We start from the raw sequence: 27000 nt of genomic DNA on the forward strand, positions 1-27000 counted from the left end.
TCAAGGCCTTCTCGAACCTCGTGGGCGATGTTCGTCCTGATGCTCGCGCAGGTCCAGTGAACAGATATTTAATATTCACTTATGATCTAAATAAATCGATATTTATTCTTTTTAATCCATAAGGAACACAGGCACAGTTGAGCTCAACAAGCACTCACCAGGAGCAGCACCATGAGCCTCAGACTGGGCGATATCGCCCCCGACTTCGAACAGGATTCCAGCGCCGGCACCCTCCGTTTCCACGAATGGCTGGGCGATAGTTGGGGCGTGCTGTTTTCCCATCCGGCGGATTTCACGCCGGTGTGCACCACCGAACTGGGCTTCACTGCAAAGCTCAAGGATGAGTTTTCCAATCGCGGTGTCAAAGCCATCGCCCTGTCCGTGGACCCGGTGGACTCGCACCACAGGTGGATCGAGGACATCAATGAAACCCAGAACGCGGTCGTCAATTTCCCGATCCTGGCCGACGCGGACCGCAAGGTCTCTGACCTTTACGACCTGATCCACCCGAACGCCAATGACACCCTGACCGTGCGCTCGCTGTTCGTGATCGACCCGAACAAAAAGGTCAGGCTGACCATCACCTACCCGGCGAGTACCGGGCGCAATTTCCACGAGATCCTGAGGGTGATTGACTCGCTGCAACTCACCGACAACTACAAGGTGGCCACCCCGGCCAACTGGCAGGACGGTGATGAAGTGGTGATCGTGCCGTCGCTCAAGGACGAAGACGAAATCAAGAAGCGCTTTCCCAAGGGTTATCGTGCGGTGAAACCGTACCTGCGCCTGACGCCACAGCCCAACAGGTAAGTCATCAGCATTTTTGGCGCGGCTGGTATCGCCATCGCAGAATCCATAAAGCAGGGGATTTCAGGCCGTTTCGACGGCCTTTTTTTTCGTCCGCAGGAAGCGTTTTTCTATATCTCCAAAGTGAATAACCAAATGAATAAATATGATTTATGGATATAACAATCACCTGTTAAGGTCACCTCCATCACAGCGAGATCGCAAACCGCGAATCGCCAACACCGTTCAAGGAATCGCCTGAATGTTGGTCGTCTCACTCGGTGGCAGTCCCAGCCAACGCTCCCGTTCCGGGGTGCTGCTGGAGCGCTCCCAACGCTGGTTGCAGCAGCAAGGTGTGGAAGTGGTGAGTTACCAGGTGCGGGACTTCCCGGCCGAAGACTTGCTGCATGCACGCTTCGACAGCCCGAAGGTGATCGACCTGCTGCAACAGATTGAAAATGCCGACGGCCTGCTGATCGCCACCCCGGTCTACAAGGCGTCGTTTTCCGGCGCGCTGAAAACCGTGCTGGACTTGCTGCCCGAGCGGGCGTTGGACCACAAAGTGGTTTTGCCTATGGCTACCGGCGGCAGTATCGCCCACATGCTGGCGGTGGATTACGCGCTCAAGCCTGTGCTGTCGGCGTTGAAAGCCCAGGAAATGCTCCATGGAATTTTCGCGGTAGACAGCCAGATCGCTTACGGCGAAGGCAGCGCCCAGGCGCAGTTGGCACCAGAGCTGGAACAACGACTGAATGAATCGCTGGAGCTGTTTTTCAGCGCCATGGCCCGACGGCCGAAGCCGCTCGATCCGAACCTGTTGAATGAACGTTTGTTGAGTGCTCGCTGGAGCATTTAAGTCAGCACTCAAGCCACCCCTGAATTTGCTTCACTCCACCTTACTCAGCCGCCAACGGCCAAGCAGGTGCAGCCAAAACCCAACCGCAAAAAAGGAGAGCGCCATGCGCACTGTCATTTTGCGTCGTGGTCTGGTCGCTCTGTTTGCAGCGGCTGTCACCTTCGGCGCCATTACTCAAGCTCAGGCCGAGACGCTTCGGATCGGTTATCAAAAGTACGGCACCCTGGTGCTGCTCAAAGCCAAAGGCACCCTCGAAAAACGCCTCGCCGCCCAAGGTGTGGACGTGCAATGGACTGAGTTTCCCGGCGGCCCGCAGCTGCTTGAAGGCTTGAACGTCGGCTCCATCGACTTCGGCGTTACCGGCGAAACCCCGCCAGTATTTGCTCAAGCCGCTGGTGCCGATTTGCTCTATGTCGCCTACGAACCGCCAGCGCCACACAGTGAAGCGATCCTGGTGCCGAAGGACTCGCCGATCAAATCGGTGCAGGACCTCAAGGGCAAGAAAGTCGTCCTGAACAAAGGCTCCAACGTCCACTACTTGTTGGTCCGCGCACTGGAAGACGCCGGCCTCAAATACACCGACATCCAGACCGTATTCCTGCCGCCGGCCGATGCCCGCGCTGCGTTCGAACGTGGCAGTGTCGATGCGTGGGTGATCTGGGACCCGTACCAGGCTGCCGCCGAACAGCAACTGCAAGCGCGCACCCTGCGCGATGGCCAGGGCATCGTCGACAACCATCAGTTCTACCTCGCGACCAAGCCGTATGCGCAGAAAAATCCTGAGGTGATCAAGACCCTCGTGGAAGAAGTGCGCGCCGTCGGCGAGTGGTCCAAAGCCAATCCCGAAGACGTGACCAAACAGGTTTCGCCACTGCTCGGCCTGCCAGCGGACATCACCCTGACGTCGGTGAAACGCCAGGGCTACGGCGCGCTGTTCCTCACGCCTGAAGTGGTCGCCGCTCAACAGAAAATCGCCGACAGCTTCTACCAGCTCAAGCTGATCCCGAAACAGCTGAGCATCAAAGCTGTGATCTGGACGCCACCGGCAGCCATTGCCAAAGCGCAGTAATTCGATTCCCCAAGGAGACCACTCCATGAGCCTCAATATCTTCTGGTTCCTGCCTACCCACGGCGACGGCCATTACCTTGGCACCGCCGAAGGCGCTCGCGCCGTCGACCACGGTTACCTGCAACAAATCGCCCAGGCGGCGGATCGCCTGGGCTTTGGCGGGGTGTTGATTCCCACCGGTCGTTCCTGCGAAGACTCGTGGCTGGTGGCGGCGTCGCTGATTCCGGTGACCCAGCGTTTGAAATTCCTCGTCGCGTTGCGCCCCGGGATCATTTCCCCGACGGTGGCCGCGCGTCAGGCGGCAACGCTGGATCGCCTGTCCGGTGGTCGTGCGCTATTCAACCTGGTGACTGGCGGTGATCCGGAAGAATTGGCCGGTGATGGTTTGTTCCTCAGCCACGAAGAACGCTATCAGGCTTCGGTGGAATTCACCCGCATCTGGCGTCGCGTACTGGAAGGCGAAACCGTTGATTACGACGGTCAGCACATCAGCGTGAAAGGCGCCAAGTTGCTCTATCCACCGATCCAGCAACCGCGTCCGCCGCTGTACTTCGGTGGCTCGTCGGAAGCGGCGCAAGACCTCGCGGCCGAACAGGTGGAAATGGTCCTGACCTGGGGCGAGCCACCGGCCGCCGTTGCCGAGAAGATTGAGCAAGTGCGCGCCAAAGCGGCGAAGTTGGGTCGCACCGTGCGCTTCGGCATTCGCTTGCACGTGATCGTCCGCGAAACCAACGCCGAAGCCTGGCAAGCGGCGGATCGGCTGATCTCCCATCTCGACGATGAAACCATCGCCCGTGCCCAGGCTTCTCTGGCGCGGTTCGATTCGGTCGGTCAGCAACGCATGGCCGCGCTGCATGGCGGCAGCCGCGACAACCTGGAAGTCAGCCCCAACCTGTGGGCCGGTGTTGGCCTGGTGCGTGGCGGTGCCGGCACAGCATTGGTCGGCGATGGTCCGACCGTGGCTGCCCGTGTGAAGGAATACGCGGACCTGGGCATCGATACCTTCATCTTCTCCGGTTATCCACACCTGGAAGAGTCGTACCGGGTTGCGGAGTTGTTGTTCCCGCACCTCGACATCGAACGTCCGGAGCTGCCCCAGGGCGCCAATTACGTCAGCCCGTTCGGTGAGATGGTCGCCAACGATATTCTTCCCAAAGCCGCGTCCCAGAGCTGAGGCGCGCCATGAAGAGAATTATCCACAACCTCGCGCCGTGGGCGTTGCCGGTGTTGCTGCTGGCGGTGTGGCAGTTGTCGGTGTCGGCGGGCTGGTTGTCGACACGGATTCTGCCGGCGCCGATCGCGGTCATCGAGGCCGGCGTGAGCCTGGTGCGCAGCGGTGAAATCTGGACGCACCTGGCGATCAGCGGCTGGCGTGCTGCGCTGGGCTTCACCATCGGCGGCAGCATCGGCCTGGCCTTGGGTTTCATCACCGGCCTGTCGAAGTGGGGCGAACGCCTGCTCGACAGTTCGGTGCAGATGATCCGCAACGTGCCGCACCTGGCGCTGATTCCGTTGGTGATCCTGTGGTTCGGCATCGATGAGTCGGCGAAGATTTTCCTGGTGGCGTTGGGCACGTTGTTCCCGATCTACCTCAACACCTATCACGGCATCCGCAACGTCGACCCGGCGTTGGTGGAAATGTCGCGCAGTTATGGCTTGTCAGGTTTCAGCCTGTTCCGCCAGGTGATTCTGCCGGGGGCGCTGCCTTCGATTCTGGTGGGTGTGCGTTTCGCGTTGGGCTTCATGTGGCTGACGCTGATCGTGGCGGAAACCATTTCCGCCAGCTCTGGCATCGGCTACCTGGCCATGAATGCGCGGGAGTTTTTGCAGACGGACGTGGTGGTGCTGGCGATCCTGATGTACGCCGTGCTGGGCAAGCTTGCCGATTTGGCGGCCCGCGGACTTGAACGTGTCTGGTTGCGCTGGCATCCCGCCTACCAGGTTGCCAAAGGAGGTGCCGCATGACCGCTCAACAACCTCCACGCCTGCTGCGCGGGATTCCGCTGGTGGTGCGCAAGCTGCAGAAGACGTTTGGTTCACGGCAAGTGTTACGTGAGATCGACCTGCACATTCCGGCTGGTCAATTCGTCGCCGTGGTCGGTCGCAGTGGTTGTGGCAAAAGTACCTTGCTGCGGTTGCTCGCCGGCCTCGATAAACCCACCGGTGGTGAATTGCTCGCCGGCTCCGCGCCGCTGAGCGATGCCCGGGAAGACACCCGGTTGATGTTCCAGGAAGCGCGTTTGCTGCCATGGAAGAAGGTCATCGACAACGTCGGCCTCGGGCTCAAGGGTAACTGGCGGGCGCAAGCGCTTGAAGCGCTGGAGTCGGTCGGTCTGGCGGATCGCGCCAATGAGTGGCCGGCGGCCTTGTCCGGTGGGCAGAAGCAACGTGTGGCCCTGGCGCGCGCGCTGATCCACCAGCCGCGCTTGCTGTTACTGGACGAACCCCTGGGCGCGCTGGACGCCCTGACCCGAATTGAAATGCAGCAGCTGATCGAACGGCTCTGGCAGAAACACGGCTTCACCGTGTTGCTGGTAACCCACGACGTCAGCGAAGCGGTGGCGATTGCCGATCGGGTGATCCTGATCGAAGAGGGTGAAGTCGGCCTCGATCTGCTCGTTGAGCTGCCCCGCCCTCGGGTCCGCGGCTCCCATCGGCTGGCGGCGCTCGAAACCGAAGTGCTCAATCGCGTGCTGGCGCTGCCCGGCCAGCCGCCGGAACCGGAACCTGTTTCACCCTTGCCTACGCAATTGCGTTGGGCGCAATAAACGCCTTATCCACTGACAGGAATCAACATCATGACTATCAAAGCCATCAACGTTCGTAACCAGTTCAAAGGCTCGATCAAGGAAATCGTATTGGGCGACGTGCTGTCGGAAATCGACGTACAGACCGCTTCCGGCATCGTGACTTCGGTGATCACCACGCGTTCAGTGAAAGAGCTGGAACTGGTGGTCGGCAGCGAAGTGATCGCGTTTGTGAAATCCACCGAGGTGTCGATCGCCAAGTTGTAAGGGCGTGCACTGTGAGCAACCCCGGAGGACGTGAGCCCTTCGGGGGTTTTTATGCATGTCTTGAACTCAGCGGTGTAGCCATCGCGGGCAAGCCCGCTCCCACAACGATCTCCAGCGAACGCAGATTTTGTGAGCGACAAATAAATCTGTGGGAGCGGGCTTGCCCGCGATGAGGCCCGCATGAACGCCGTCGGGGGTCAGATTTAGTGAGCGCGCTTCGGCAGGTAGGGCGGCAGATAAAGCCCCAGATACGCATCAAACACCCTCATCCCTTCCTCAGCCATGCGCGGCGTGATCTGCCCATGTTGCTGCACCGAGCGCGCATAAACGCGGTCGCCGAGCTCCATCGCCAGTGCAAACACATCGACATCGGTCGGCAACTTCGGCAACTCGAAGTGATGATCGAACAGCTTGTGCATCAGGTCACCGAGTTCGATGTCGTGCTGGCGGTCGGCCTGGGTGACTTCGGTCAGACCGTGCTGGGCGAGTATCAGTTGGCGGGCAGCGGCATCTTCGCCGTAGATGTCGAGCATGCGCTGCTCCACGATTCGCGACAGGTCGCGCCAGCCACTAAGGGCGTGGTGGTCGATGGGTGCTTGCAGGCAGGCGCGGAACGCGGCGTGGACGTCGGCCGTCAAGGCTTCGAGCAGCGCCGGGACGCTGGCGAAGAAATGGTAGACGGAGGAGGGCGGGATCTCCGCGCGTTCGGCGACGCTGTAGATCGACAGGCTGGCCACCCCTTCGGCCGCCAGCAGCGTGCGGGCGGCATCGAGTATCGAATCGATCCGGGCCTGGCTGCGGGCGCGGGGTTTGCGAACGGTGGCGGTGCGCGTCATTGGAGTCTCCTGCGGGGCAGGGGGCATTGTACGAGCAGGGTTGTGTGTTGTCTTCTCGGCCGCCTTCGCGAGCAAGCCCGCTCCCACATTTGATTGGTGTCGAACACAAATTTTATGTTCACAGAAAATCCAGTGTGGGGGCGGGCTTGCTCGCGAAGCAGTCGCCTCGGTCCAACTGAATGAACCCATAAAAAAACGCCGCAAGCTGTGAAGGCCGCGGCGTTTGTTTTTACTGCAACCACTTAAACGGTATGCAGGTACCAGTTGTACTCAAGGTCGGAGATGGAGTGTTCAAACTCCTCCAGCTCGCTTTCCTTACAAGCCACGAAGATATCGATGTACTTCGGATCGATGTACTTGGCCATGACTTCGCTGTCGTCCAGCTCACGCAATGCATCGCGCAGGTTGTTCGGCAGGCTTTGCTCGTTCTGCTCGTAGGAGTTGCCTTCCACGGGAGCGCCCGGCTCGATCTTGTTGGTCAGGCCGTGGTGCACGCCCGCCAGGACCGAAGCCATCAACAGATACGGGTTGGCATCGGCGCCGGCCACACGGTGTTCGATGCGCACGGCATCGGCGGCACCGGTTGGAACGCGGATCGCTACGGTACGGTTGTCCAGACCCCAGCACGGCGAGTTCGGCACGTAGAACTGCGCGCCGAAACGACGGTAGGAGTTGACGTTCGGGCAGAGGAAAGCCATCTGCGCCGGTAGGGTCTCGAGCACACCGCCGATCGCGTGACGCAGTGCGGCGTTCTGCTCGGGATCCTCGCTGGCAAAAATGTTTTTGCCTTCTTTATCAAGAATCGAAATGTGCACGTGCAGACCATTACCCGCCTGGCCTGGGTAAGGCTTGGCCATGAAGGTGGTGTCCATCTCATGGTCGTAGGCGATGTTCTTGATCAGGCGCTTGAGCAGGACCGCGTAGTCGCAGGCCTTGATCGGGTCGGCCACGTGGTGCAGGTTCACTTCGAACTGCGCCGGGGCACTTTCCTTGACGATTGCATCGGCAGGAATGCCTTGCTCCTTCGCACCTTCCAGAATGTCCTGGAGGCAGTCGACGTATTCGTCGAGGTCGTCGATCAGGTAAACCTGGGTCGAATGCGGGCGTTTGCCGGACACCGGCGAGCGTGGCGGTTGCGGACGACCGTTCACGTTCTCCTGGTCGATCAGGTAGAACTCCAGTTCGAACGCGGCACAGATGGTCAGGCCCATCTCGTCGAACTTGCGAACCACATTGGCCAGCACTTCTCGCGGGTCGGCAAAGAACGGCTGGCCTTCGAGTTCGTGCATGGTCATCAGCAGTTGCGCAGTAGGGCGCTTCTGCCAGGGTTCATTGCACAGGGTGTCTGGGATTGGATAGCAGATTCGGTCAGCATCGCCGATGTCCAGGCCCAGGCCGGTGCTTTCCACCGTCGAGCCATTGATATCCAGAGCAAATAGAGAGGCCGGCAGGTTGATGCCTTTCTCGTAAACCTTGTGGAGACTGGTGCGTTCAATGCGCTTGCCGCGCACCACACCATTCATATCCGCAATCAGAAGGTCAACGTACAGAACCTCAGGATGTTCCTTAAGGAACGCGTTCGCTTCGTTAAGCTGAACGGCACGCGGGGGTACCGACATGATGCAACACCTTTGTTGTTAAAAATATCAATCATTGATCTCTTCGGGTTTCAGTCAACCCGAACGGCCTGCCGAAGTCAAGCGAGGCCTTTTTTGCCCTAAAAAAGCGCTCGTAGGGCTTTTTTGAGGCAGTTTGGGGCGTTTTTATGCCTTTGAGCGCTTTGGCGCCCGCGAGCTTGAGCGGGCCGTGTTGTATTTTTTACGGGGGTGTTGTGTAAAAAAATGAACAAGGCTAAGCTCGATTCAAACCCATAACAGCAATAATACCGGGGTGCTTCATGTCTCGCCTGCCGTTAATCGGCGTCGCCATCTGCTCAAGGCAGATCGGTCTGCATGCTTATCACATCAGTGGCGATCGTTACGTCCACGCCAAGGCAAGCGTTGCCACAGGCGTGCCGTCGACTCTTCCTTCCCCGGCGACCCGGCTGTCCCCGTCCGATATTCTGGACGGTCTGCACGACATTCTCTTTACTGGCTCTCTTTCCAATATAGAACCGTTTCGCCCTGGCAGCCCGACCAACGCGACGGCTTCTGCTCATGATTCTGCACGTTCCACTACGCTCTCGCTGACCCACGCCATTACCCGTGTGGGTACTTGTGCGCGGCTATTGCAGTGGCAATCTGTATCACGCGACGCCCATGCGTCAAACAACGCCTGACTTATTAGAGTCAGGAAACTCAGCCTAAGAGGCATTTATGAGTAACAACCTCGACCAGCTCACCGATTGGTTGAAAGACCACAAGATCACAGAAGTCGAATGCATGATCGCCGACTTGACCGGGATCACCCGGGGCAAGATTTCGCCGACCAACAAGTTCATTGCCGAAAAAGGCATGCGCCTGCCCGAGAGCGTTCTGTTGCAGACCGTGACCGGCGACTATGTCGAAGACGACATCTATTACGAACTGCTCGACCCGGCCGACATCGACATGATCTGCCGGCCCGACCAGAACGCGGTTTATCTGGTGCCCTGGTCCATTGAACCGACCGCCCAGGTGATCCACGACACCTACGACAAGCAGGGCAACCCGATCGAGCTGTCGCCACGAAACGTGCTCAAGAAGGTTCTGAAACTCTATGCCGACAAGGGCTGGCAGCCGATCGTGGCGCCGGAAATGGAGTTTTACCTGACCAAGCGCAGTGACGACCCGGACTACCCGTTGCAACCGCCGATTGGCCGTTCCGGGCGCCCGGAGATCGGTCGTCAGTCGTTCTCCATTGAAGCGGCGAACGAATTCGATCCGCTGTTCGAGGACGTCTACGACTGGTGCGAATTGCAGGAACTGGACCTCGACACGTTGATCCACGAGGACGGCACGGCGCAGATGGAAATCAACTTCCGTCACGGCGATGCCCTGTCCTTGGCCGACCAGATCCTGATCTTCAAACGTACCATGCGCGAAGCGGCGCTCAAGCACGACGTGGCGGCCACCTTCATGGCCAAGCCCATGACAGGCGAGCCGGGCAGTGCGATGCACTTGCACCAGAGCATCATCGACATCGAAACCGGCAAGAACGTCTTCTCCAATGAAGACGGGACCATGAGCCAACTGTTCCTGCACCACATCGGTGGCTTGCAGAAACTGATCCCCGAGCTATTGCCGCTGTTCGCGCCCAACGTCAACTCGTTCCGCCGCTTCCTGCCCGACACCTCGGCGCCGGTGAACGTGGAGTGGGGCGAAGAGAACCGTACCGTGGGCTTGCGGGTTCCGGATGCCGGGCCGCAAAACCGTCGGGTGGAAAACCGCCTGCCGGGCGCTGACGCCAACCCGTACCTGGCGATTGCCGCGAGCCTGCTCTGCGGTTACATCGGCATGGTCGAAGGCTTGAACCCGAGTGCGCCGGTGGTGGGTCGTGGCTATGAACGCCGCAACCTGCGCCTGCCACTGACCATCGAAGACGCGCTGGAACGTATGGAAAACAGCGCGACCATCGAGAAATACCTGGGCAAGAAATTCATCACTGGCTACGTCGCGGTCAAGCGGGCCGAGCATGAAAACTTCAAGCGCGTGATCAGTTCGTGGGAGCGGGAATTCCTGCTCTTCGCCGTCTGATGCGCCGGGCGCCGCTGCACTTGGCGGCGCCCTTCACCGAAATCTTAGGAGAATTCGCATGACCAGCAACAACCCGCAAACCCGTGAATGGCAAACCCTGAGCAACGATCACCACCTGGCCCCGTTCAGCGACTTCAAGCAGCTGAAAGAGAAAGGCCCGCGGATCATCACCAGCGCCAAGGGCGTTTACCTCTGGGACAGCGAAGGCAACAAGATCCTCGACGGCATGGCCGGCCTGTGGTGTGTTGCGATTGGCTACGGTCGCGATGAACTGGCCGATGCCGCCAGCAAACAGATGCGCGAACTGCCTTACTACAACCTGTTCTTCCAGACCGCTCACCCGCCGGTGCTGGAACTGGCCAAGGCCATCGCCGACATCGCGCCGGAAGGCATGAACCACGTGTTCTTCACCGGTTCCGGGTCCGAAGGCAACGACACCATGCTGCGGATGGTCCGCCACTATTGGGCGATCAAGGGCCAGCCGAAGAAGAAAGTCATCATCAGTCGCAAGAACGGCTATCACGGTTCCACCGTGGCCGGCGCGAGCCTGGGTGGCATGACCTACATGCACGAACAAGGCGACTTGCCGATCCCGGGCATCGTCCACATCGCCCAGCCGTACTGGTTCAGTGAAGGCGGCGACATGACACCGGAAGAGTTCGGTGTGTGGGCGGCCAATCAGCTGGAAGAAAAGATTCTGGAAATCGGCGTAGACAACGTCGGTGCCTTTATTGCCGAGCCGATCCAGGGCGCCGGCGGCGTGATCATTCCGCCAGAGACCTACTGGCCGCGCATCAAGGAAATCCTCGCCAAGTACGACATCCTGTTCGTGGCGGACGAAGTGATCTGTGGTTTCGGCCGTACCGGTGAGTGGTTCGGTTCCGATTTCTACGACCTCAAGCCCGACATGATGACCATCGCCAAAGGCCTGACTTCCGGCTACATCCCGATGGGTGGCCTGATCGTGCGTGACGAAGTCGTCGCCGTACTCAACGAAGGTGGTGATTTCAACCACGGTTTCACCTATTCCGGTCACCCGGTGGCCGCAGCGGTGGCACTGGAAAACATCCGCATCCTGCGCGAAGAAAAAATTATCGAGCGCGTTCATGCCGAAACGGCACCCTATTTGCAAAAGCGTCTACGGGAACTGAACGATCACCCGTTGGTGGGGGAAGTACGTGGGGTCGGTCTGTTGGGGGCTATTGAACTGGTTCAGGACAAGGCCACTCGCAAGCGTTACGAAGGCAAGGGCGTCGGCATGATCTGCCGCACGTTCTGCTTCGACAACGGCCTGATCATGCGCGCCGTGGGGGACACCATGATCATTGCTCCACCGCTGGTGATTACCAAGGCTGAAATCGATGAGCTGGTATCCAAGGCCCGCAAGTGCCTGGACCTGACCCTGAGTGCGTTGCAGGGCTAAGTGCTAGGCTCTGGGCGGGAGTCATGAAACTTTCGCTCAGAGCAGTTCTAAAGGGAGGCCTTTCCTTGAAAGACCGCCTCGGATCTTGCCAGACTAGCCGCGGTTCCAGTTGTCCGGGTTCGGCCGCTGAACAAAGTGGTTCAAAAAAGAAAAAATTTGGAGCATTACGCATGAAGGCATTAGGAAAAAAGCTTGCTGGCAAGACACTCCTCGCCATGTCCCTGATGGGCATAATGGCGGGTGCGGTTCAGGCGGACGACAAGGTGTTGCACGTCTATAACTGGTCCGACTACATCGCACCGGACACCATCAAGAAGTTCGAAACCGAGTCCGGCATCAAGGTTGTCTACGACGTATTCGACAGTAACGAAACCCTGGAAGCCAAGTTGCTGGCAGGCAAGTCCGGCTACGACATCGTCGTGCCGTCGAACAACTTCCTGGCCAAGCAGATCAAGGCTGGCGTTTACCAGAAGCTGGACAAGTCCAAGCTGCCTAACTGGAAAAACCTGAACACCGACCTGCTCAAAGCGGTATCGGTGAGCGACCCGGGCAACGAACATGCTTTCCCGTACATGTGGGGTTCGATTGGTATTGGCTTCAACGCCGAGAAGGTCAAGGCTGCACTGGGGGCCGATGCGCCAACCAATTCCTGGGACTTGCTGTTCAAACCTGAAAACGCCGCCAAGCTGAAGTCGTGCGGTATCAGTTTCCTCGATTCGCCAACCGAGATGATTCCGGTGGCGTTGCACTACCTGGGCTATCCAACCGACAGCCAGGACAAAAAACAACTGGCCGAAGCCGAAGCACTGTTCCTGAAGATTCGTCCTTCGGTGGGCTACTTCCACTCGTCCAAGTACATCTCCGACCTGGCCAACGGCAACATCTGCGTGGCCGTGGGTTACTCGGGTGACATCTACCAGGCCAAGTCTCGCGCGGCTGAAGCCGGTGACAAGGTGAAAGTCAGCTACAACATTCCGAAAGAAGGTGCCGGCAGCTTCTACGACATGGTCGCCATCCCTAAAGATGCCGAAAACGTCGAAGGCGCCTACAAGTTCATGACCTTCCTGCAGAAGCCGGAAATCATGGCTGAAATCACCAACGCCGTGCGCTTCCCGAACGGTAACGCAGCCGCCACCGCCTTGGTTGATAAAGAAATCACCAGCGATCCAGGCATCTACCCGCCGGCGGACGTGTTGGCCAAGCTGTACGCGATTGCCGACTTGCCGGCCGCGACCCAGCGGATCATGACGCGCAGCTGGACCAAGATTAAATCGGGTAAATAAGCCGATTTGAGGCAACAACCTGTTGCCATCGCCTGCGCGGTGACGGCAACAGGTGTAATTAAATGACAGAAAGTTTTGCTGGAACGGTTTTTCGAGGGTAAGTTGCGCGCCGGTTTTGTTGCTGGGCAGCCATGACTGTCATGTAACGCGGGGCAACTTGGGCCCAACTAATTTTAGAGGACCTCCACTTGCCTATTTTTTCTTTGTTGCGCAATGCCATGCTGGTCGGCGCCGGGCTGACACTCGCTGTCAGTGTCCAGGCCGCCGGCACTGTGCATATTTATAACTGGTCGGACTACATCGGTGCGACCACCCTGGCCGACTTCCAGAAAGAGACCGGCATCAAACCGGTTTACGACGTCTTTGACTCTAACGAGACCCTGGAAGGCAAGTTGCTGGCCGGGCGTACCGGTTATGACGTAGTCGTGCCGTCCAACCACTTCCTCGGCAAGCAGATCAAGGCCGGCGCTTTTCAGAAGCTCGACAAGAAGTTGCTGACCAACTACTCCACCCTCGATCCGGTTTTGCTCAAGCGTCTTGAGCAAAACGATCCGGGTAATCAATACGCCGTGCCGTACCTGTGGGGCACCAACGGCATCGGTTACAACGTCGACAAGATCAAGGAAGTGCTGGGTGTCGACAAGATCGATTCCTGGAGCGCGGTGTTCGAACCGGAGAACATCAAGAAGCTGCACGCTTGCGGTGTCGCATTCCTCGATTCCGCTGATGAAATGATGCCCACTGTCCTCAACTACATGGGCCTCAACGCCAACAGCACAGATCCCAAGGACTACGAAAAGGCCACCGCCAAGTTGCTCGCGGTGCGTCCGTACGTGACGTACTTCCATTCGTCCAAGTACATCGCGGACCTCGCCAATGGCGACATCTGCATCGCCATCGGTTTCTCCGGTGACATGTTCCAGGCCAAGGCCCGTGCGGAAGAAGCCGGCAAGGGCATGAACATCGCCTACTCGATTCCCAAAGAGGGCGGCGCGCTCTGGTTCGACATGCTGGCGATCCCCAAGGATGCGGCCAACGTCAAAGAGGCCCACGCTTTCATCAACTATTTGTTGAAACCCGAGGTGATCGCACAAGTCAGTGATTCTGTTGGCTATGCGAACCCCAACCCTGGCTCGGACAAATTGATGGAGCAGTCCATCCGCACCGACGAGTCGGTTTATCCACCGCAAGCCGTCCTCGACAAGACCTACGTGTCCGTCGAGTTACCACCAAACATTCAACGTTTGATGACCCGCAGCTGGACCAAGGTCAAGTCGGGTAAATAGCTTCAAGGCTCAAACTATCCAAGGTTGGCTCACCTTGAGCGAACTGCACTCTTTTTTTCTGGGAGTTTCGTAAATGGCAGTTGCCTCCGGCGCCTATAAGAAAGCCCTCGAGGGCGACCAGACACCTAAACAGGTGCTGGTCAAAATCGACCGGGTCACGAAGAAGTTCGACGAGACGATTGCCGTGGACGATGTGTCCCTGGAAATCAAGAAAGGCGAGATTTTCGCCTTGCTCGGCGGTTCGGGATCGGGCAAATCGACGTTGCTGCGCATGCTCGCAGGCTTCGAACGGCCCACGGAGGGGCGCATTTTCCTCGATGGCGTAGACATCACCGACATGCCGCCTTACGAGCGGCCGATCAACATGATGTTCCAGTCCTACGCCTTGTTCCCGCACATGACCGTGGCGCAGAACATCGCGTTCGGCCTCAAGCAGGACAAAATCCCCGCCGCTGAAGTCGATGCCCGTGTCGCGGACATGCTCAAGCTGGTTCAGATGACGCAGTACGCCAAGCGCAAGCCGCATCAGTTGTCCGGTGGCCAGCGTCAGCGTGTGGCCCTGGCGCGTTCGCTGGCGAAGCGGCCGAAGCTGTTGCTGCTCGACGAACCGATGGGTGCGCTGGACAAGAAGCTGCGTTCGCAGATGCAGCTGGAGCTGGTCGAGATCATCGAGCGCGTCGGCGTGACCTGCGTCATGGTGACCCACGATCAGGAAGAGGCCATGACCATGGCCGAGCGCATTGCGATCATGCACCTGGGCTGGATCGCCCAGATCGGCAGTCCGATCGACATCTACGAAACCCCGACCAGCCGCCTGGTCTGCGAGTTCATCGGCAACGTCAACATCTTTGACGGCGAAGTGATCGATGACGCCGAAGGCCACGCGATCATCACCTGCAAGGACCTCGACCGGAAGATCTACGTGGGCCACGGCATCAGCACCTCGGTGCAGGACAAATCCGTGACCTACGCGATCCGTCCGGAGAAACTGCTGGTGACTCCGACCATGCCGACCTGCGAATACAACTGGTCCAGCGGCAAGGTGCACGACATCGCCTACCTCGGCGGTCACTCGGTGTTCTACGTCGAACTGCCGAGCGGCAAGATCGTCCAGTCGTTCGTCGCCAACGCCGAGCGCCGTGGCCAGCGCCCAACCTGGGGTGACCAGGTTTACGTGTACTGGGAAGACGACAGCGGCGTGGTACTTCGCTCATGAACATGCGCAAATTCAAACGCCGCCTCAATCGAATAATTCCCGGTGGCCGCCAACTGGTCATCGGGGTTCCGTTCATCTGGCTGTTCCTGTTCTTCATGCTGCCGTTCTTCATCGTCCTGAAGATCAGCTTCGCCGAAGCCGACGTAGCCATTCCGCCGTACACCGAGATCTACAATTTCGTTGACCAGAAGCTGCAGGTGCTGCTCAACCTCGGCAACTACGCGATGCTGGCCGGCGACGAGTTGTACATCGCCGCTTACCTCGGTTCGTTGAAGATGGCGCTGATCAGCACCATCCTCTGTTTGCTGATCGGCTACCCGATGGCCTATGCCATCGCCAGTGCCCGTAAAGAGATGCAAACGGTGTTGGTGCTGCTGATCATGATGCCGACCTGGACCGCGATCCTGATCCGCGTGTATGCGTGGATGGGCATCCTCAGCAACAACGGCCTGCTCAACGGTTTCCTGATGACCATGGGCTGGATCGACGAACCGCTGCAGATCCTCAACACCAACCTCGCGGTGTACATAGGCGTGGTTTATTCGTACCTGCCGTTCATGATCCTGCCGCTCTACGCCAACCTGGTGAAGCACGACAGCAGCCTGCTGGAAGCCGCATCGGACCTGGGTTCGAGCACGTTCAACAGTTTCTGGAAGATCACCATTCCGCTGTCCAAGAACGGCATCGTCGCCGGTTGCATGCTGGTGTTCATTCCGGTCGTGGGTGAGTTCGTGATCCCGGAGCTGCTCGGCGGTCCGGAAACCCTGATGATCGGTAAAGTGCTCTGGCAAGAGTTCTTCAACAACCGTGACTGGCCGGTGGCCTCTGCGCTGGCGGTGGTCATGCTGCTGATCCTGATTGTGCCGATCATCCTGTTCAACCGCAGTCAGGCCAAGGAAATGGAGGGTAAAGAATGAAGCGCTTCCGTTTCTCAAGTTTCATGCTGGTTGCGGGCTTGCTGTTCATCTACGCGCCGATGCTGATCCTGGTGATCTACTCGTTCAACGCCTCCAAACTGGTGACGGTGTGGGGCGGCTGGTCGATCAAGTGGTACGTCGGGTTAATGGACAACACGCAACTGATGGGCTCGGTGGTGCGCTCGCTGGAAATCGCCTGCTACACGGCGGTGGCGGCGGTGGCGCTGGGTACGTTGGCGGCGTTCGTTTTGACGCGGATCACCCACTTCAAGGGTCGCACGTTGTTTGGTGGCCTGGTCACCGCGCCGCTCGTGATGCCTGAAGTGATCACCGGTCTGTCGCTGTTGCTGCTGTTCGTGGCGATGGCGCAGATGATCGGCTGGCCACAGGAACGCGGCATCGTCACCATCTGGATCGCTCACACCACGTTCTGTGCGGCGTATGTGGCGGTGGTGGTGTCGGCGCGCTTGCGTGAGCTGGACTTGTCCATCGAAGAGGCGGCCATGGACCTCGGTGCGCGGCCATGGAAGGTGTTCTTCCTGATCACCATCCCGATGATCGCGCCATCCCTGGGGGCTGGCGGCATGATGTCGTTCGCCCTGTCCCTGGATGACCTGGTGTTGGCGAGCTTTGTGTCGGGCCCGGGTTCCACGACCCTGCCGATGGAAGTGTTCTCGGCGGTGCGCCTTGGGGTTAAACCCGAGATCAACGCCGTGGCCAGCCTGATTTTGCTGGCGGTTTCGCTGATGACCTTCCTGGTCTGGTTCTTCAGCCGCCGTGCCGAAGAAGCGCGCAAGCGTGCGATTCAGCAGGCCATCGAAGAAAGCGCGGCCGACTCCTGGAAACAACCGGACGTGCGTCGCGCCCCGGCGCCGGAAGCGGCTTAAAGCGTTGGCCACAAATGCGTGGCCAACCTGGCACCCTGTGGGAGCGAGCTTGCTCGCGATAGCGGACTTACATTCAACATCAATGTTGACTGTGATGACGCCATCGCGAGCAAGCCCGCTCCCACAGGTTTTTTGGTGGTCAGGAAACCCAAGGGGATTTGCGGATGATCTCGACGAAGTTCATCGGCTTGAACCCCGGCTCGCTGTCCACCAGCACATCCGCGTTCACCGTGCCGAACGTGGTGTCCGGTTTGTGTTTGAAGCCATTGGCGAACGCACACAGGATGCATTCCTTGAACCCTTCGCCCCGTGGATGCGCATGCACCACCGCTTCGCGCTGCACCGTGGGAAACGCGGCGTAATCGATACCCAGCACGTCCATTTCCACACCGGCCGTGACCAATGCCACGTTAGGCCGCAGGTGTTGCGGTACACCCGGCGTGGTGTGCAAGGCAATCGACAGCCACACTTGCTCGATATCGCCATCCGACAACCCATACGGCTTGAGGAACGCTTTGGCGGCGTTGGCGCTATCGACTTCGAAGCGCTCGTTGTCCGTGCGATGACCTTCCACCAGGCCCAGGTCATGGAACATGGCGCCGACGTAGAGCATTTCCGGATCGTAGGCCAACTGCTTGCGCTCACCGCTCAAGGCGCCGAACAGAAACACCCGGCGCGAGTGGTGGTAAAGCAAATCGGACTCGGCGTCGCGAATGTATTCAGTGGTGGCCTTGGCCAACGCGCTGTCGGGGATTTTGATACCGGCAATGATGCTGCTCATGGTGCTTTCCTCGTGGGGAACGCCGTGGCGGCGCTGATGGAACAAGTCTGTTCCCGACTCCCGGAGCGGACAATCGATCCATGGCTGCGATCCCGGCCAATGAGCATGCAAATCGCGCCAACCTCGCTTGTTGCGCCCGGATTGGCTAGGGTTGCTCCCGGCGAATACGCTTTTGTGGCGAGGGAGCTTGCTCCCGCTGGGCTGCGAAGCGGCCCCAAAACCTCCAACTCAATTACACCAGGCAAACAGTGGTGACAGGAATGGGAGTGCTGCGCACTCCAGCGGGAGCAAGCTCCCTCGCCACAGGTCAGTGTGATCCGTAGAGGCAATCGAACCATGCAAAAAACCGTTGCCATCGTAGTGTTCGCCGGTGTCCAGTCGTTGGACGTCACCGGTCCCATGGATGTGTTTTCCGAAGCCAATCGTTTCCTCGAACCGCATGACCATTACCGCTTGGAGGTCATCGGCGTCGAGCGCGGGATGATGGCGTGCTCCAACGGTTTGTCGCTCAATGCCCATCGGCATTTCAGCGAAGCGCTGGAGGCTTATGACTTGCTGCTGGTGGCCGGCGGGCCGCAGTTGCCGTTCCTGGAGTTTGGCGCGGCCTTCGATGGCTGGTTGCGCGATGCCTGTGCTCGGGCGCAACGGTTTGGCTCGATTTGCAACGGCGCGTTCATGCTGGCCCGGGCCGGATTGCTCGAGGGACGGACCGTCACCACCCACTGGGACGATGCCGCGGCGTTGGCGAGGATGTGTCCCTCCACTCAGGTCGATGCTGATCGCCTGTACGTGCAGGACGGCGAACTCTTCACCTCGGCCGGCGTCACGGCGGGGATCGATTTGTCGTTGTACCTCTTGGCCCGGGACCACGGACCGGAAGTGGCGTTGAGCGTGGCCAAGCGGCTGGTGGTGTTCACCCAGCGTTCGGGCGGGCAATCGCAGTTCAGCCCGTTCCTCACACCCCACGCCGAACCGACGTCGGCGGTGGCGCTGGTGCAGCTTTACGTGCTGGCCAACCTGACCGGCGACCTGACCATTGCCGATCTGGCCAACGCCGCCAACATGAGCGCCCGCAACTTTTCCCGGGTGTTCGCCAAGGAAGCGAAAATCACCCCGGCGGAATTCGTCGAACGGGCGAGGGTGGACGCGGCGCGGGTGCTGCTTGAAAGCACCCATTCACCGCTCAAGACAGTGGCGTATCAATGCGGATTCCGCGATGCCCAGCACATGCGCACGGTGTTCAATCGCCGATTGGGAGTGACACCGCAGCAGTTCAGGCAGAACTTTGCGGCGATGGTTTGAGCCTGTATTTATGTTGTCCTTGAGGGCCTCTTCGCGGGCAAGCCCGCTCCCACAGTGATTGGTGTGGGGCCACAACTTTGTGATCAACACAAAATCTGTGGGAGCGGGCTTGCCCGCGATGGCGTCAGCCCTGACAACAAAAATCTACTGAGCAGCCCGCGCCGGCAAAAACTTCAACGTACTGCGCGTATTGGCCGTGACTTCTTCGTCATTGAAATGCGCCTCGTAGTAAATCCCTTCGACATACGCCTCAGCCTGGTCGTCGTAATGGCTGTCGAACGGCACGCCGCTCTGGCCGACCGGGTTGATGGTCAGGCTGTGCGCCGGGTCGGCAAAGTCCACCAGACGTCGGGTCGACGGGCCATAAGTTACCGGCCACGGTGCCGGGCCGATCTTGGACGAGAGGTTGTTTGGCACTTCATGGGTGCCGGGCGCCGCGAACGGGCCGACATTGAAGATCCGGTCCAGCGGCTTCTGCACGCCCAACGGATGACCATGGGTCAGGGTGTGCGCCTTGCCCCACTGCCAGTGCGCGAAGTCAGCGCCAAGGGCGGTCTTGAGATGGGCGATGCTTGCTTGCCAGGCCACCTTGACCGTGTCGGCGCGGGTTTCCTTGCCGAGGGTGTTGCGGTTGTCCCACCACGGCGAATCGGCCGTCTCGGCCAGGCGGGGTAGCGCAGCATCGATCACGCGAGTCGAGAGCAAGGTCTCGAAAAAATCATTGCCCAGCTCATCGTGCATCGTCGCGTCGGCCAGGTTGAACAGGAACTGGTTGAACAGCGTGGCGCTGGTGGAATCCAGCGGGTAATCGCCTTTCCATTGCGCCAGTTGCTCGACCAGTTTGAGTTCGGCGGGATCGCTCACCACTTCACGCAGTACCGGCAACAGCGGCGCCAACAGACGGGGTCCGTAGGCGGTGGTGGTGCCCAGTTGCAGCTTCTGGTTGGCCTCGTTGTCCCATTTCACGCTCTTGTCGCTGAGCTGACGATTGAGTTGCTGGCCGCGGTCGGCAAGGTTGTAGTACCCCGGAATCTCCATGCCGGTCGGCGACACGGGCTGAAAGTTCGCCGAGACGATGTAGCCGCGCGCCGGGTTCTCTTCCTGCGGGTTGGCGCTGAACGGGTAGAAGCCTTCCTTGTCCGCCTGATTGGTGCTGCCGTCGAGGATGAAACCGGGCTTTACCCCGGCCGCGCGTTTGGGCAGCAGCGCCGAGGCCCACCAGCCGATGTCACCCTTGGCGTTGGCGTAAACGATGTTCAGGCCTGGCGCCTGAACCTTGGCCGCTGCGGCGCGGGCCTTGGCCAGGGTGTCGGCGCGGTTGAGCTGGTAGAAACCTTCGAGGATCGGGTTCGGCGTTTCCAGGAAAGCCCACCACATGGCCACCGGCGTCTTGCCGGCGGCAGTGCCGAGTGCATCGTTGATGATCGGGCCGTGGGGCGACTGGCGCAGCGTCAGGGTGACCGGCGCCTGGCCCTTCACCGCGATCTGTTGCTCGGTGTTGACCATGTCGACCCATTTGCCGCGATACCAGACCTGGTTCGGATTGTCCGGATTGACCTTCTCGGCGATCAGGTCGAGGTCGTCGTTCTGGAACATCGTCAGGCTCCAGCCGAAATCCAGGTTGTGGCCGAGAAAGGCAAACGGCACCAACGCCTGATGATGGCCATAGAGCTCGAAGCCCGGCGCCGACAGTTGCGCCTCGTACCACACCGACGGCACCGAGAAGCGAATGTGCGGGTCACCGGCCAGCAGCGGCTTGGTACTTTTGCTGCGGCTACCGGAGATCACCCAGGCATTGCTGCCTTCGAATTGCGGCAGGCCGTTGTCGGCCAGGGCCTGTTCGCTCAGACGGGCGAGGGCGTTCAGGTCTTTCCAGTCTCCGGCGGCGAGGGCGGGGCCGGATACTGAGCGCGTCTTGGCCAATACACCTTTGGGCTGCCATTCGAGTTCGAAAACATTCAGGTACTCAGCACCCAATTGGTCGCGCACAAACGTCAGCAAAGGTTCGGTGCGAAACGCGGCGGCAAAGCTGTAAGCCATGTAACCGGCGACGCTGATGCTGTCTTCGGCGGTGAAAGGGCGCTTGTGGATGCCCAGCACGTCGAACTCCATGGGCGCCGCGTGGGTGTCCTGATATTGATTGATCCCATCCAGATAGGCTTCAAGCGCCTTCCACGCAGGTGACTGACGATCCAGCGCGGCCACGTAACTCTCGGCGCGTTCACGGATGCGCAGGCTGCGGAACAGTTTGTCGGTGTCGACCAGTTTCGGTCCGAGGATTTCAGCCAGCTCACCCCGGGCGAGGCGGCGCATGGCTTCCATCTGGAACAACCGGTCCTGGGCCTGCACATAGCCAAGGGTGCGGTAGAGGTCGGTCTCGTTTTCGGCGCGGATGTGCGGCACGCCGCGCTCGTCGTAGCGCACGGTCACCGAGCCCTGAAGATGCTGCAACTCCACCTGGCCCTGGCGCGTCGGCTGCTTGATGTACACGTACCCGCCGACCCCGATGACGAGCGTGACGATCAGCAATACCAGTACGGTCAGGACGCGTTTCATGGTGACTCCTTGTTCTTCGGGATTGCCGCCCGTGCGGGCTGCAAACATGTAGCACAGACCTCCTGTGCCGGGCATCGCGGTCCTGGAAAAGTCAGGATTGCCTTACTTCACTTCCTCCGGCCAAGGGCAGTAGCAACCGACCGCTAGCGTATGGGTGGCGCCCACCGTTCGACCTTCGCTGAGTGCTTGCAGGATGGGCTCGATGAAGCTGTTGTTCGAATTGCAGGTCAGGCCTTCGCTGTACGGGCCGAAATACGCCAGTTTGCCGCTGCGGTCCCAGATCGCCACCGCCGGGCTGGCGGGGATCTGTTCGGAACCCGGGAGAACGGTGATGGTTTTCAGGCGGCTCAAGGTGTTGGGCAACTGACCGTGGCTGCCGGGTTTTTGGACCGCGTAAAACTCCACGCCCTGCGGTACGTACTGCTCGACCAGTTCAGTCAGGTGTTGCTGGTTGCCGACATTGCACGGGCAGGCCGGGTCCCAGAAATGCACCAGGCGGATGGCGCCGGGGCCGGCGAGTTCGTCGGGCAGGCGCAGCGGATCGCCGGAAAATACCGCAGTGTGCGAACTGAAGGCGCGCAGGTAGCGCCCCTGAAACCAGTCATAGGCCGCCCACAAGACGCCGGCACACACGAGGGCGAGCAGGCTGGCAAGCAGTGTGGTGCGGTAGGCCGGACGCATGGGTTTCAATCCTCGAAGGACGGCTAGCTTGCCATGCTTGTCACGACAGATGAATATCGCAGGCCCATAAAGTCTGTTTAGCGCTCTGGAATAGCTCATGTCTGCCACTTTCGACCCCGATCATTTGCGCGCCAGCCTGCGGCCACTGGCCGAGTGGCAGCCGCTTTCGGTGGAGGCGCTGGCCTATCAGCGGTTCTACGGTCTGGATTTTCCAGGCCGAACGCAGCGCAGCGGGTTAGGGCGTTTTGAGGTCGATGGCTATGAAGTGGTCAGCCAGGTCTGGTGGCCTGAACGAGCGAAGGCGACGCTGTTTCTGTTCCACGGCTTCTACGACCACACCGGGCTCTACCGACATGTGATCGAGTGGGCGCTGGATCAGGGCTTCGCGGTGATTGCCTGCGACTTGCCGGGGCATGGTCTGTCCAGCGGCGAACGGGCGAGCATCAAGGATTTCGCCGAGTATCAGTACACGCTGCAAGGGTTGTTTGCCGAGGCGCAATCGCTGGATCTTCCACAGCCATGGCACTTGTGCGGGCAGAGTACCGGCGGGGCGATCGTGATCGATCATGTGCTCAACCAGGGCGCGAACAGTCCGGCCCAAGGTCAGGTGATTTTGCTGTCACCGCTGGTTCGGCCGCGCGCCTGGGGCTGGTCGCAGCTCAGTTATTACCTGCTCAAGCCTTTTGTGAAAGCCATCGCCCGGCGTTTCAGCGAGAACTCCAACGACCCTGATTTCTTGCCGTTCCTGCAAGCCGATCCGTTGCAACCGCTGCGACTGCCAACGGCCTGGGTCGGTGCGTTGGCGCGGTGGATCAAGCGAATCGAGGCGGCACCGAACAGTCCACGGCGACCGCTGATTGTGCAGGGGCAGGCGGACATGACGGTGGATTGGGAGCATAACCTTGAGGTGTTGAAGGCCAAGTTTGATCGGCCCCAGGTGCTGATGCTGCCGGAGGCTCGGCATCATCTGGCGAATGAAACTCTGGCGATGCGGGAGGAGTATTTCGGGTTTTTGACGAAGCGAATTAAAGGCAGGAATCTTTAGCGATCATTAAGGCCTCATCGCGAGCTTGCTCGCGAAGGCGGTGTATCGGGCGCTGAAGATTACTGGCTGAGGCTCGCCGGATCCTGCCCCACCGCCAGTCCCGCCCGAATCGCCGCCAACGCCGCCTGGTAATACGCCTTGCCCTCGGTGGACTCGGCAAACGTGGCGAACTCTTCCAGTTCTTCATCCGACAGATCGCGATACACATACAACAGTGTGTTGTTCAGATCGGTACCAATCTGATCCATCAAACGCTGGCGCTGTCCGTTCAGCATCCCTTGCGCCTGACCACCCCCGAGCAAACCGGGGATCATCGAACTCAGGCTGTCGGCGGCGACGCCGGCAATCGCCAGGCTGACCTCGGCGCCAGCTTCGCGAGCGGGCAGGGCCTGGGCCAGGTGGCCGATGATTAGCATGCGGCTGTCGCTGGCCTGAATCTTCGGCAGGCCCTTGGCATTTTTCGCCAACTGATCGCGACGGGTCGCCAGCAGTTCGGCAGCGACGATTTTTTTGCCCAGGGGCGATTGAAAGAATGTCAGTGCGGGTTTCGGATCGGCGAGGCTTTTGCGCAGTTGCGCTTCGGCGCGCTGGTCGACGGCCTGGGGGGCGAAACGTTGATTGCTGTTGTTGACCAAGGCTTGAAACACCGCCGGTGGCAGGCTGTTTTGGTAACGCTGCTGAGCGGCTGAGAGGGCGTCGTTAAAATGCGCGCGCTGATCTGGCCAACCGGCGACCTTGTACAACTGGTCGTGGCCGTCTGCCCAAGCGGGCAACACACAGAGCATCAGCAATGAAAAAAGCAAACGGCGCATAGGGACTCCTGTCAGCAGGCGACTATTCTCCGTGCGGCTTTCGTACTTGTCGAGAATTCGTATCAGTAATCCGACAAATCCTCCGCCGCGCGGCTCTGTCGGATTTGCAGGCACAGGAATACTATGCGCGCCATGCAAATATCCTCTGATCATCCGCTGCTGTTACGTATCGTCGACGACCTGGCCGAGCGCGGCTGGTCGCAGCAGAATATTTTCCTGCCTCTGGGTCTGACCCGGGAACTGGCGGCTGAGTGCCGTAAACGTGCAGCCGAGGGCGAACTGGCCCCGGCGGCCGTGGGGCGCGGGCCGACGTCGGAGATTCGCGAGGGGATCCGTGGCGACCACATCCAGTGGATCGAGCCCGGCCAGGCACTGGCGTGCGACAGTTACCTGAGCTTGATGGACAGCCTGCGCGAGGCGATGAATCGCGGGTTGTACCTGGGCCTGGAAGATTTCGAAAGCCATTTCGCCCTGTACCCGCCCGGTGCGTTTTACCTCAAGCATGTCGATCGTTTTCGGGATGACGACCGGCGCATGGTCTCGGCGGTGATCTACCTCAATGACGCCTGGCTGCCCGAGCACGGAGGCCAGTTGCGTATGTACCTGGAGGAAGGTGTCGAACACGATGTGGTGCCCACTGGCGGATGCCTGGTGGTGTTTCTGTCGGGAGAGGTGCCTCACGAAGTCCTGCCTGCGACCCGGGATCGCCTGTCATTGACGGGCTGGTTCCGGCGTCGTGGTAACGAGCCGTTCTGATCATGCAAAAGATTCTGGTAAGCCGCTGCCTGCTGGGCCACCGCGTGCGTTACGACGGCGGGGCGAGCGGGCCGTTCGATCAGCTGCAGCAGTGGCTAGATGAAGGTCGCGTGGTGCCGTTGTGCCCGGAGGTTGCCGGTGGTTTACCAACACCCAGGGCCGCAGCGGAAATTCCGGGCGGGCAGGGTGGCGAAGTGCTGGATGGCCACGCCTCTGTCATTACCACCGAGGGTGAGGACGTCAGCGCCGAGTTTCTTTCGGGGGCTTATCAGGCGTTGGAACTGGTGCAAAAGCATGGCATCAGGATTGCGGTGCTCAAGGCCAACAGCCCTTCGTGCGGGAATCTGTTGACGTATGACGGCAGCTTCAGCGGTGTGAAGGTCCGTGGTGAAGGAGTGACGGCGGCGTTGCTCAAGCGTAATGGCGTGCAGGTCTTCAGTGAGTTGGAACTGGCCGAAGCGGCGGCAGCCTTGGCCGCACAAGACTGAAGAGCAACTCAAAACACTGTGGGAGCGGGCTTGCCCGCGATGGCGGTGTGTCAGCCGACACCTTTGTCGAAGGTAACTCAGTCATCGCGGGCAAGCCCGCTCCCCCAGGTTTTTCTTTCACTTCAGGTCATCAGTGTCTTGCGGTTTGGGCGCCACACTCGTGTCTGCCTTGAGCCACTTCTGCTCCAGAGCCTCCAGTCGTCCATCCGCCTTGATCCGCTGCAACGCGTTCTCCAGGCTGGCGTGAAACGCCGGGTTACCTTTCTGAAACGGAATCGCCAGGTCCACAACCGGGGCGGTTTTCGGCTTTTCTTCCGTCAGCGACTGCACCAACAGGATCGAACGCGGCTCTTCTGTCTGCGCGATCAATTGCGCATTGGTGTGAAGGTACGGCTCGGTGAAGTCGAAACGATCCTTCAGTTCCGGGGTCATTGCTATGTGGTTGATGGCGACGTCGTACTTGCCGGTTTCAACACCGGGCAACAGATCGCTGGAGTCGGTCACGACAAAGTCGGCGCGCACGTCCAGTTCGTTGGCCAGCAGTTGACCCAATTCAACTTCGAAGCCGGTGAGTTTGCCGTCATCCTTGAAGTTGAACGGCGGCGTATTAGCCTCAAGAGCAATGCGCAATTCGCCACGGTCGTTTACATCGTCAATCAGTTCGGCATGAGCCAAAGGGCTCAGAAGGGGTAACAGACAGATCAGGCCAGGCAAAAAACGCATGGTCACTCCTTTGAATTCATTATCGCGATGCGCTGGTTCAGGCTCGCTTTGCTATGGTTGTCGAGGTCCTTCGACAACGAATGGCCGTGAAGTTGTCTCGGCCACGCGGAATTTACGGAAAAACTGGAGAAGAGAATGAAAACGTTTATGTCACGAGCAGCATTGGCTGGCCTATTGATGGGCGTTTCGGTGCTGGCCAGTGCTGCAACACCGGCCCCCAAGGGTGCCGAAGTGTCCATCGTTTCTCCTGAAGATGGTGGGACTGTCCCGCAAACGTTCAAGGTTAAATTCGCTGTCGAGAATGTTTCGCTGGCGCCAGCGGGCGATACCACCAAGAACACCGGCCACCACCATTTGCTGATTGATGCCAAGAATGTCGTGGCTGCAGGGGCGGTCATCCCGGCAGATGCCAATCACGTTCATTTCGGCAAGGCGCAGACAGAAACCGAGCTGACGCTTACACCTGGCAAGCACACCTTGCAGTTGGAGCTGGGCGACATGAACCATATGGCCTTCGACCCGCCAATCGTGTCGAAGGAGATCACCGTCAACGTGAAGTAACTGCTCGGAATAAAGAACCGCGAACATGAAAAAGGAGCCCCGAAGGGC

26 protein-coding genes and 1 pseudogene are annotated in these 27000 nt (G+C 59.5%); 20 read left to right on the top strand and 7 right to left on the bottom strand.

The window, feature by feature from the left end; translation table 11 throughout:
* Positions 1–171 precede the first annotated feature (171 nt).
* The 7 genes from K0F88_RS10340 to K0F88_RS10370 all read left to right on the top strand — a co-directional run bounded on the left by K0F88_RS10340 (position 172) and on the right by K0F88_RS10370 (position 5725).
* The gene (locus K0F88_RS10340; RefSeq protein WP_219095001.1) at positions 172–810 is read left to right on the top strand and encodes a peroxiredoxin; all 639 of its coding nucleotides are present in this window, start codon (positions 172–174) and stop codon (positions 808–810) included.
* 238 nt (positions 811–1048) lie between these two features.
* The gene (gene ssuE, locus K0F88_RS10345) at positions 1049–1642 is read left to right on the top strand and encodes an NADPH-dependent FMN reductase (RefSeq protein ID WP_219095002.1); all 594 of its coding nucleotides are present in this window, start codon (positions 1049–1051) and stop codon (positions 1640–1642) included.
* Positions 1643–1745: 103 nt separating this feature from the next.
* Complete coding sequence (locus tag K0F88_RS10350; RefSeq protein ID WP_219095003.1) at positions 1746–2711, top strand: sulfonate ABC transporter substrate-binding protein; 966 nt, start codon at positions 1746–1748, stop codon at positions 2709–2711.
* A gap of 25 nt (positions 2712–2736) precedes the next feature.
* A complete protein-coding gene (gene ssuD / locus K0F88_RS10355; protein WP_219095004.1) occupies positions 2737–3885 on the top strand; it encodes an FMNH2-dependent alkanesulfonate monooxygenase in 1149 nt (382 codons plus the stop codon).
* An 8-nt stretch (positions 3886–3893) separates the two neighbouring features.
* Positions 3894–4676, top strand: coding sequence for an aliphatic sulfonate ABC transporter permease SsuC (gene ssuC / locus K0F88_RS10360; protein WP_219095005.1), 783 nt, complete (start codon positions 3894–3896; stop codon positions 4674–4676).
* Positions 4673–5479: an aliphatic sulfonates ABC transporter ATP-binding protein gene (gene ssuB / locus K0F88_RS10365; RefSeq protein WP_219095006.1), complete on the top strand. Its 807-nt coding sequence runs from the start codon at positions 4673–4675 to the stop codon at positions 5477–5479. Before ssuC ends, ssuB begins: the two co-directional genes overlap by 4 nt.
* Positions 5480–5509: 30 nt before the next feature.
* Positions 5510–5725 (top strand): molybdopterin-binding protein, encoded by a 216-nt coding sequence (locus tag K0F88_RS10370; RefSeq protein WP_003229256.1) that lies wholly within the window; start codon positions 5510–5512, stop codon positions 5723–5725.
* Between the two features lie 203 nt (positions 5726–5928).
* Here the strand turns inward: K0F88_RS10370 and K0F88_RS10375 are convergent, their stop codons facing one another.
* Both K0F88_RS10375 and K0F88_RS10380 read right to left on the bottom strand, forming a co-directional pair.
* The gene (locus K0F88_RS10375) at positions 5929–6561 is read right to left on the bottom strand and encodes a TetR/AcrR family transcriptional regulator (RefSeq protein WP_219095007.1); all 633 of its coding nucleotides are present in this window, start codon (positions 6559–6561) and stop codon (positions 5929–5931) included.
* A 242-nt stretch (positions 6562–6803) separates the two neighbouring features.
* The gene (locus K0F88_RS10380; RefSeq protein WP_109635714.1) at positions 6804–8180 is read right to left on the bottom strand and encodes a glutamine synthetase family protein; all 1377 of its coding nucleotides are present in this window, start codon (positions 8178–8180) and stop codon (positions 6804–6806) included.
* Between the two features lie 278 nt (positions 8181–8458).
* Between K0F88_RS10380 and K0F88_RS10385 the strand changes: the two are divergent.
* From K0F88_RS10385 to K0F88_RS10420, 8 genes and pseudogenes are all read left to right on the top strand, one after another.
* Positions 8459–8773, top strand: a pseudogene (locus K0F88_RS10385) (gamma-glutamyl-gamma-aminobutyrate hydrolase family protein); the annotation flags it as partial.
* 103 nt (positions 8774–8876) lie between these two features.
* Complete coding sequence (locus K0F88_RS10390) at positions 8877–10235, top strand: glutamine synthetase family protein (RefSeq protein ID WP_017341357.1); 1359 nt, start codon at positions 8877–8879, stop codon at positions 10233–10235.
* Positions 10236–10293: 58 nt separating this feature from the next.
* Positions 10294–11658, top strand: a complete 1365-nt coding sequence (locus K0F88_RS10395) for an aspartate aminotransferase family protein (protein ID WP_219095009.1) — start codon at positions 10294–10296, stop codon at positions 11656–11658.
* 170 nt (positions 11659–11828) lie between these two features.
* On the top strand, positions 11829–12941 hold the full coding sequence (locus K0F88_RS10400; protein WP_219095010.1) for a polyamine ABC transporter substrate-binding protein: 1113 nt from the start codon (positions 11829–11831) through the stop codon (positions 12939–12941).
* 188 nt (positions 12942–13129) lie between these two features.
* Complete coding sequence (locus tag K0F88_RS10405; RefSeq protein ID WP_306823115.1) at positions 13130–14227, top strand: polyamine ABC transporter substrate-binding protein; 1098 nt, start codon at positions 13130–13132, stop codon at positions 14225–14227.
* A gap of 73 nt (positions 14228–14300) precedes the next feature.
* Positions 14301–15443 (top strand): ABC transporter ATP-binding protein, encoded by a 1143-nt coding sequence (locus K0F88_RS10410; protein WP_219095011.1) that lies wholly within the window; start codon positions 14301–14303, stop codon positions 15441–15443.
* On the top strand, positions 15440–16360 hold the full coding sequence (locus tag K0F88_RS10415) for an ABC transporter permease subunit (protein WP_017341352.1): 921 nt from the start codon (positions 15440–15442) through the stop codon (positions 16358–16360). The genes K0F88_RS10410 and K0F88_RS10415 overlap by 4 nt, the downstream gene beginning before the upstream one ends.
* Positions 16357–17247, top strand: a complete 891-nt coding sequence (locus tag K0F88_RS10420; protein WP_219095012.1) for an ABC transporter permease subunit — start codon at positions 16357–16359, stop codon at positions 17245–17247. The genes K0F88_RS10415 and K0F88_RS10420 overlap by 4 nt, the downstream gene beginning before the upstream one ends.
* Positions 17248–17386: 139 nt before the next feature.
* Here the strand turns inward: K0F88_RS10420 and K0F88_RS10425 are convergent, their stop codons facing one another.
* Positions 17387–18028 carry an HD domain-containing protein gene (locus tag K0F88_RS10425; RefSeq protein WP_219095013.1) on the bottom strand — a complete coding sequence of 214 codons (642 nt, stop codon included), beginning with the start codon at positions 18026–18028 and terminating at the stop codon, positions 17387–17389.
* 336 nt (positions 18029–18364) lie between these two features.
* On the opposite strand from K0F88_RS10425, the gene K0F88_RS10430 reads away from it, so the two are divergent.
* The gene (locus tag K0F88_RS10430) at positions 18365–19330 is read left to right on the top strand and encodes a GlxA family transcriptional regulator (RefSeq protein WP_219095014.1); all 966 of its coding nucleotides are present in this window, start codon (positions 18365–18367) and stop codon (positions 19328–19330) included.
* Positions 19331–19474: 144 nt separating this feature from the next.
* Here K0F88_RS10430 and K0F88_RS10435 read toward each other — a convergent pair whose 3' ends face one another.
* Positions 19475–21886 carry a penicillin acylase family protein gene (locus K0F88_RS10435; protein WP_219095015.1) on the bottom strand — a complete coding sequence of 804 codons (2412 nt, stop codon included), beginning with the start codon at positions 21884–21886 and terminating at the stop codon, positions 19475–19477.
* A gap of 102 nt (positions 21887–21988) precedes the next feature.
* Entirely contained in the window at positions 21989–22567 is a 579-nt protein-coding gene (locus K0F88_RS10440) for a DUF6436 domain-containing protein (RefSeq protein ID WP_219095016.1), read from the bottom strand.
* A 97-nt stretch (positions 22568–22664) separates the two neighbouring features.
* Here K0F88_RS10440 and K0F88_RS10445 point away from each other — a divergent pair, with 97 nt between their 5' ends.
* Positions 22665–23612 (top strand): alpha/beta hydrolase, encoded by a 948-nt coding sequence (locus tag K0F88_RS10445; RefSeq protein WP_094470114.1) that lies wholly within the window; start codon positions 22665–22667, stop codon positions 23610–23612.
* A 59-nt stretch (positions 23613–23671) separates the two neighbouring features.
* Here the strand turns inward: K0F88_RS10445 and K0F88_RS10450 are convergent, their stop codons facing one another.
* Entirely contained in the window at positions 23672–24424 is a 753-nt protein-coding gene (locus K0F88_RS10450; protein WP_219095017.1) for a DUF2059 domain-containing protein, read from the bottom strand.
* Between the two features lie 123 nt (positions 24425–24547).
* Between K0F88_RS10450 and K0F88_RS10455 the strand changes: the two genes are divergently transcribed.
* Together K0F88_RS10455 and K0F88_RS10460 are read left to right on the top strand one after the other, a co-directional pair.
* Positions 24548–25180 (top strand): 2OG-Fe(II) oxygenase, encoded by a 633-nt coding sequence (locus K0F88_RS10455; RefSeq protein ID WP_219095018.1) that lies wholly within the window; start codon positions 24548–24550, stop codon positions 25178–25180.
* A gap of 2 nt (positions 25181–25182) precedes the next feature.
* Entirely contained in the window at positions 25183–25668 is a 486-nt protein-coding gene (locus tag K0F88_RS10460) for a DUF523 domain-containing protein (RefSeq protein ID WP_094470117.1), read from the top strand.
* A 117-nt stretch (positions 25669–25785) separates the two neighbouring features.
* Here the strand turns inward: K0F88_RS10460 and K0F88_RS10465 are convergent, their stop codons facing one another.
* Positions 25786–26391: a transporter substrate-binding domain-containing protein gene (locus K0F88_RS10465; RefSeq protein ID WP_219095019.1), complete on the bottom strand. Its 606-nt coding sequence runs from the start codon at positions 26389–26391 to the stop codon at positions 25786–25788.
* 135 nt (positions 26392–26526) lie between these two features.
* Between K0F88_RS10465 and K0F88_RS10470 the strand changes: the two genes are divergently transcribed.
* Positions 26527–26952: a DUF4399 domain-containing protein gene (locus K0F88_RS10470; protein WP_094470119.1), complete on the top strand. Its 426-nt coding sequence runs from the start codon at positions 26527–26529 to the stop codon at positions 26950–26952.
* Positions 26953–27000: the final 48 nt, after the last annotated feature.

The organism is Pseudomonas sp. UMAB-40, assembly GCF_900095275.1.
GTDB classification, from domain to species: domain Bacteria; phylum Pseudomonadota; class Gammaproteobacteria; order Pseudomonadales; family Pseudomonadaceae; genus Aquipseudomonas; species Aquipseudomonas mandelii_B.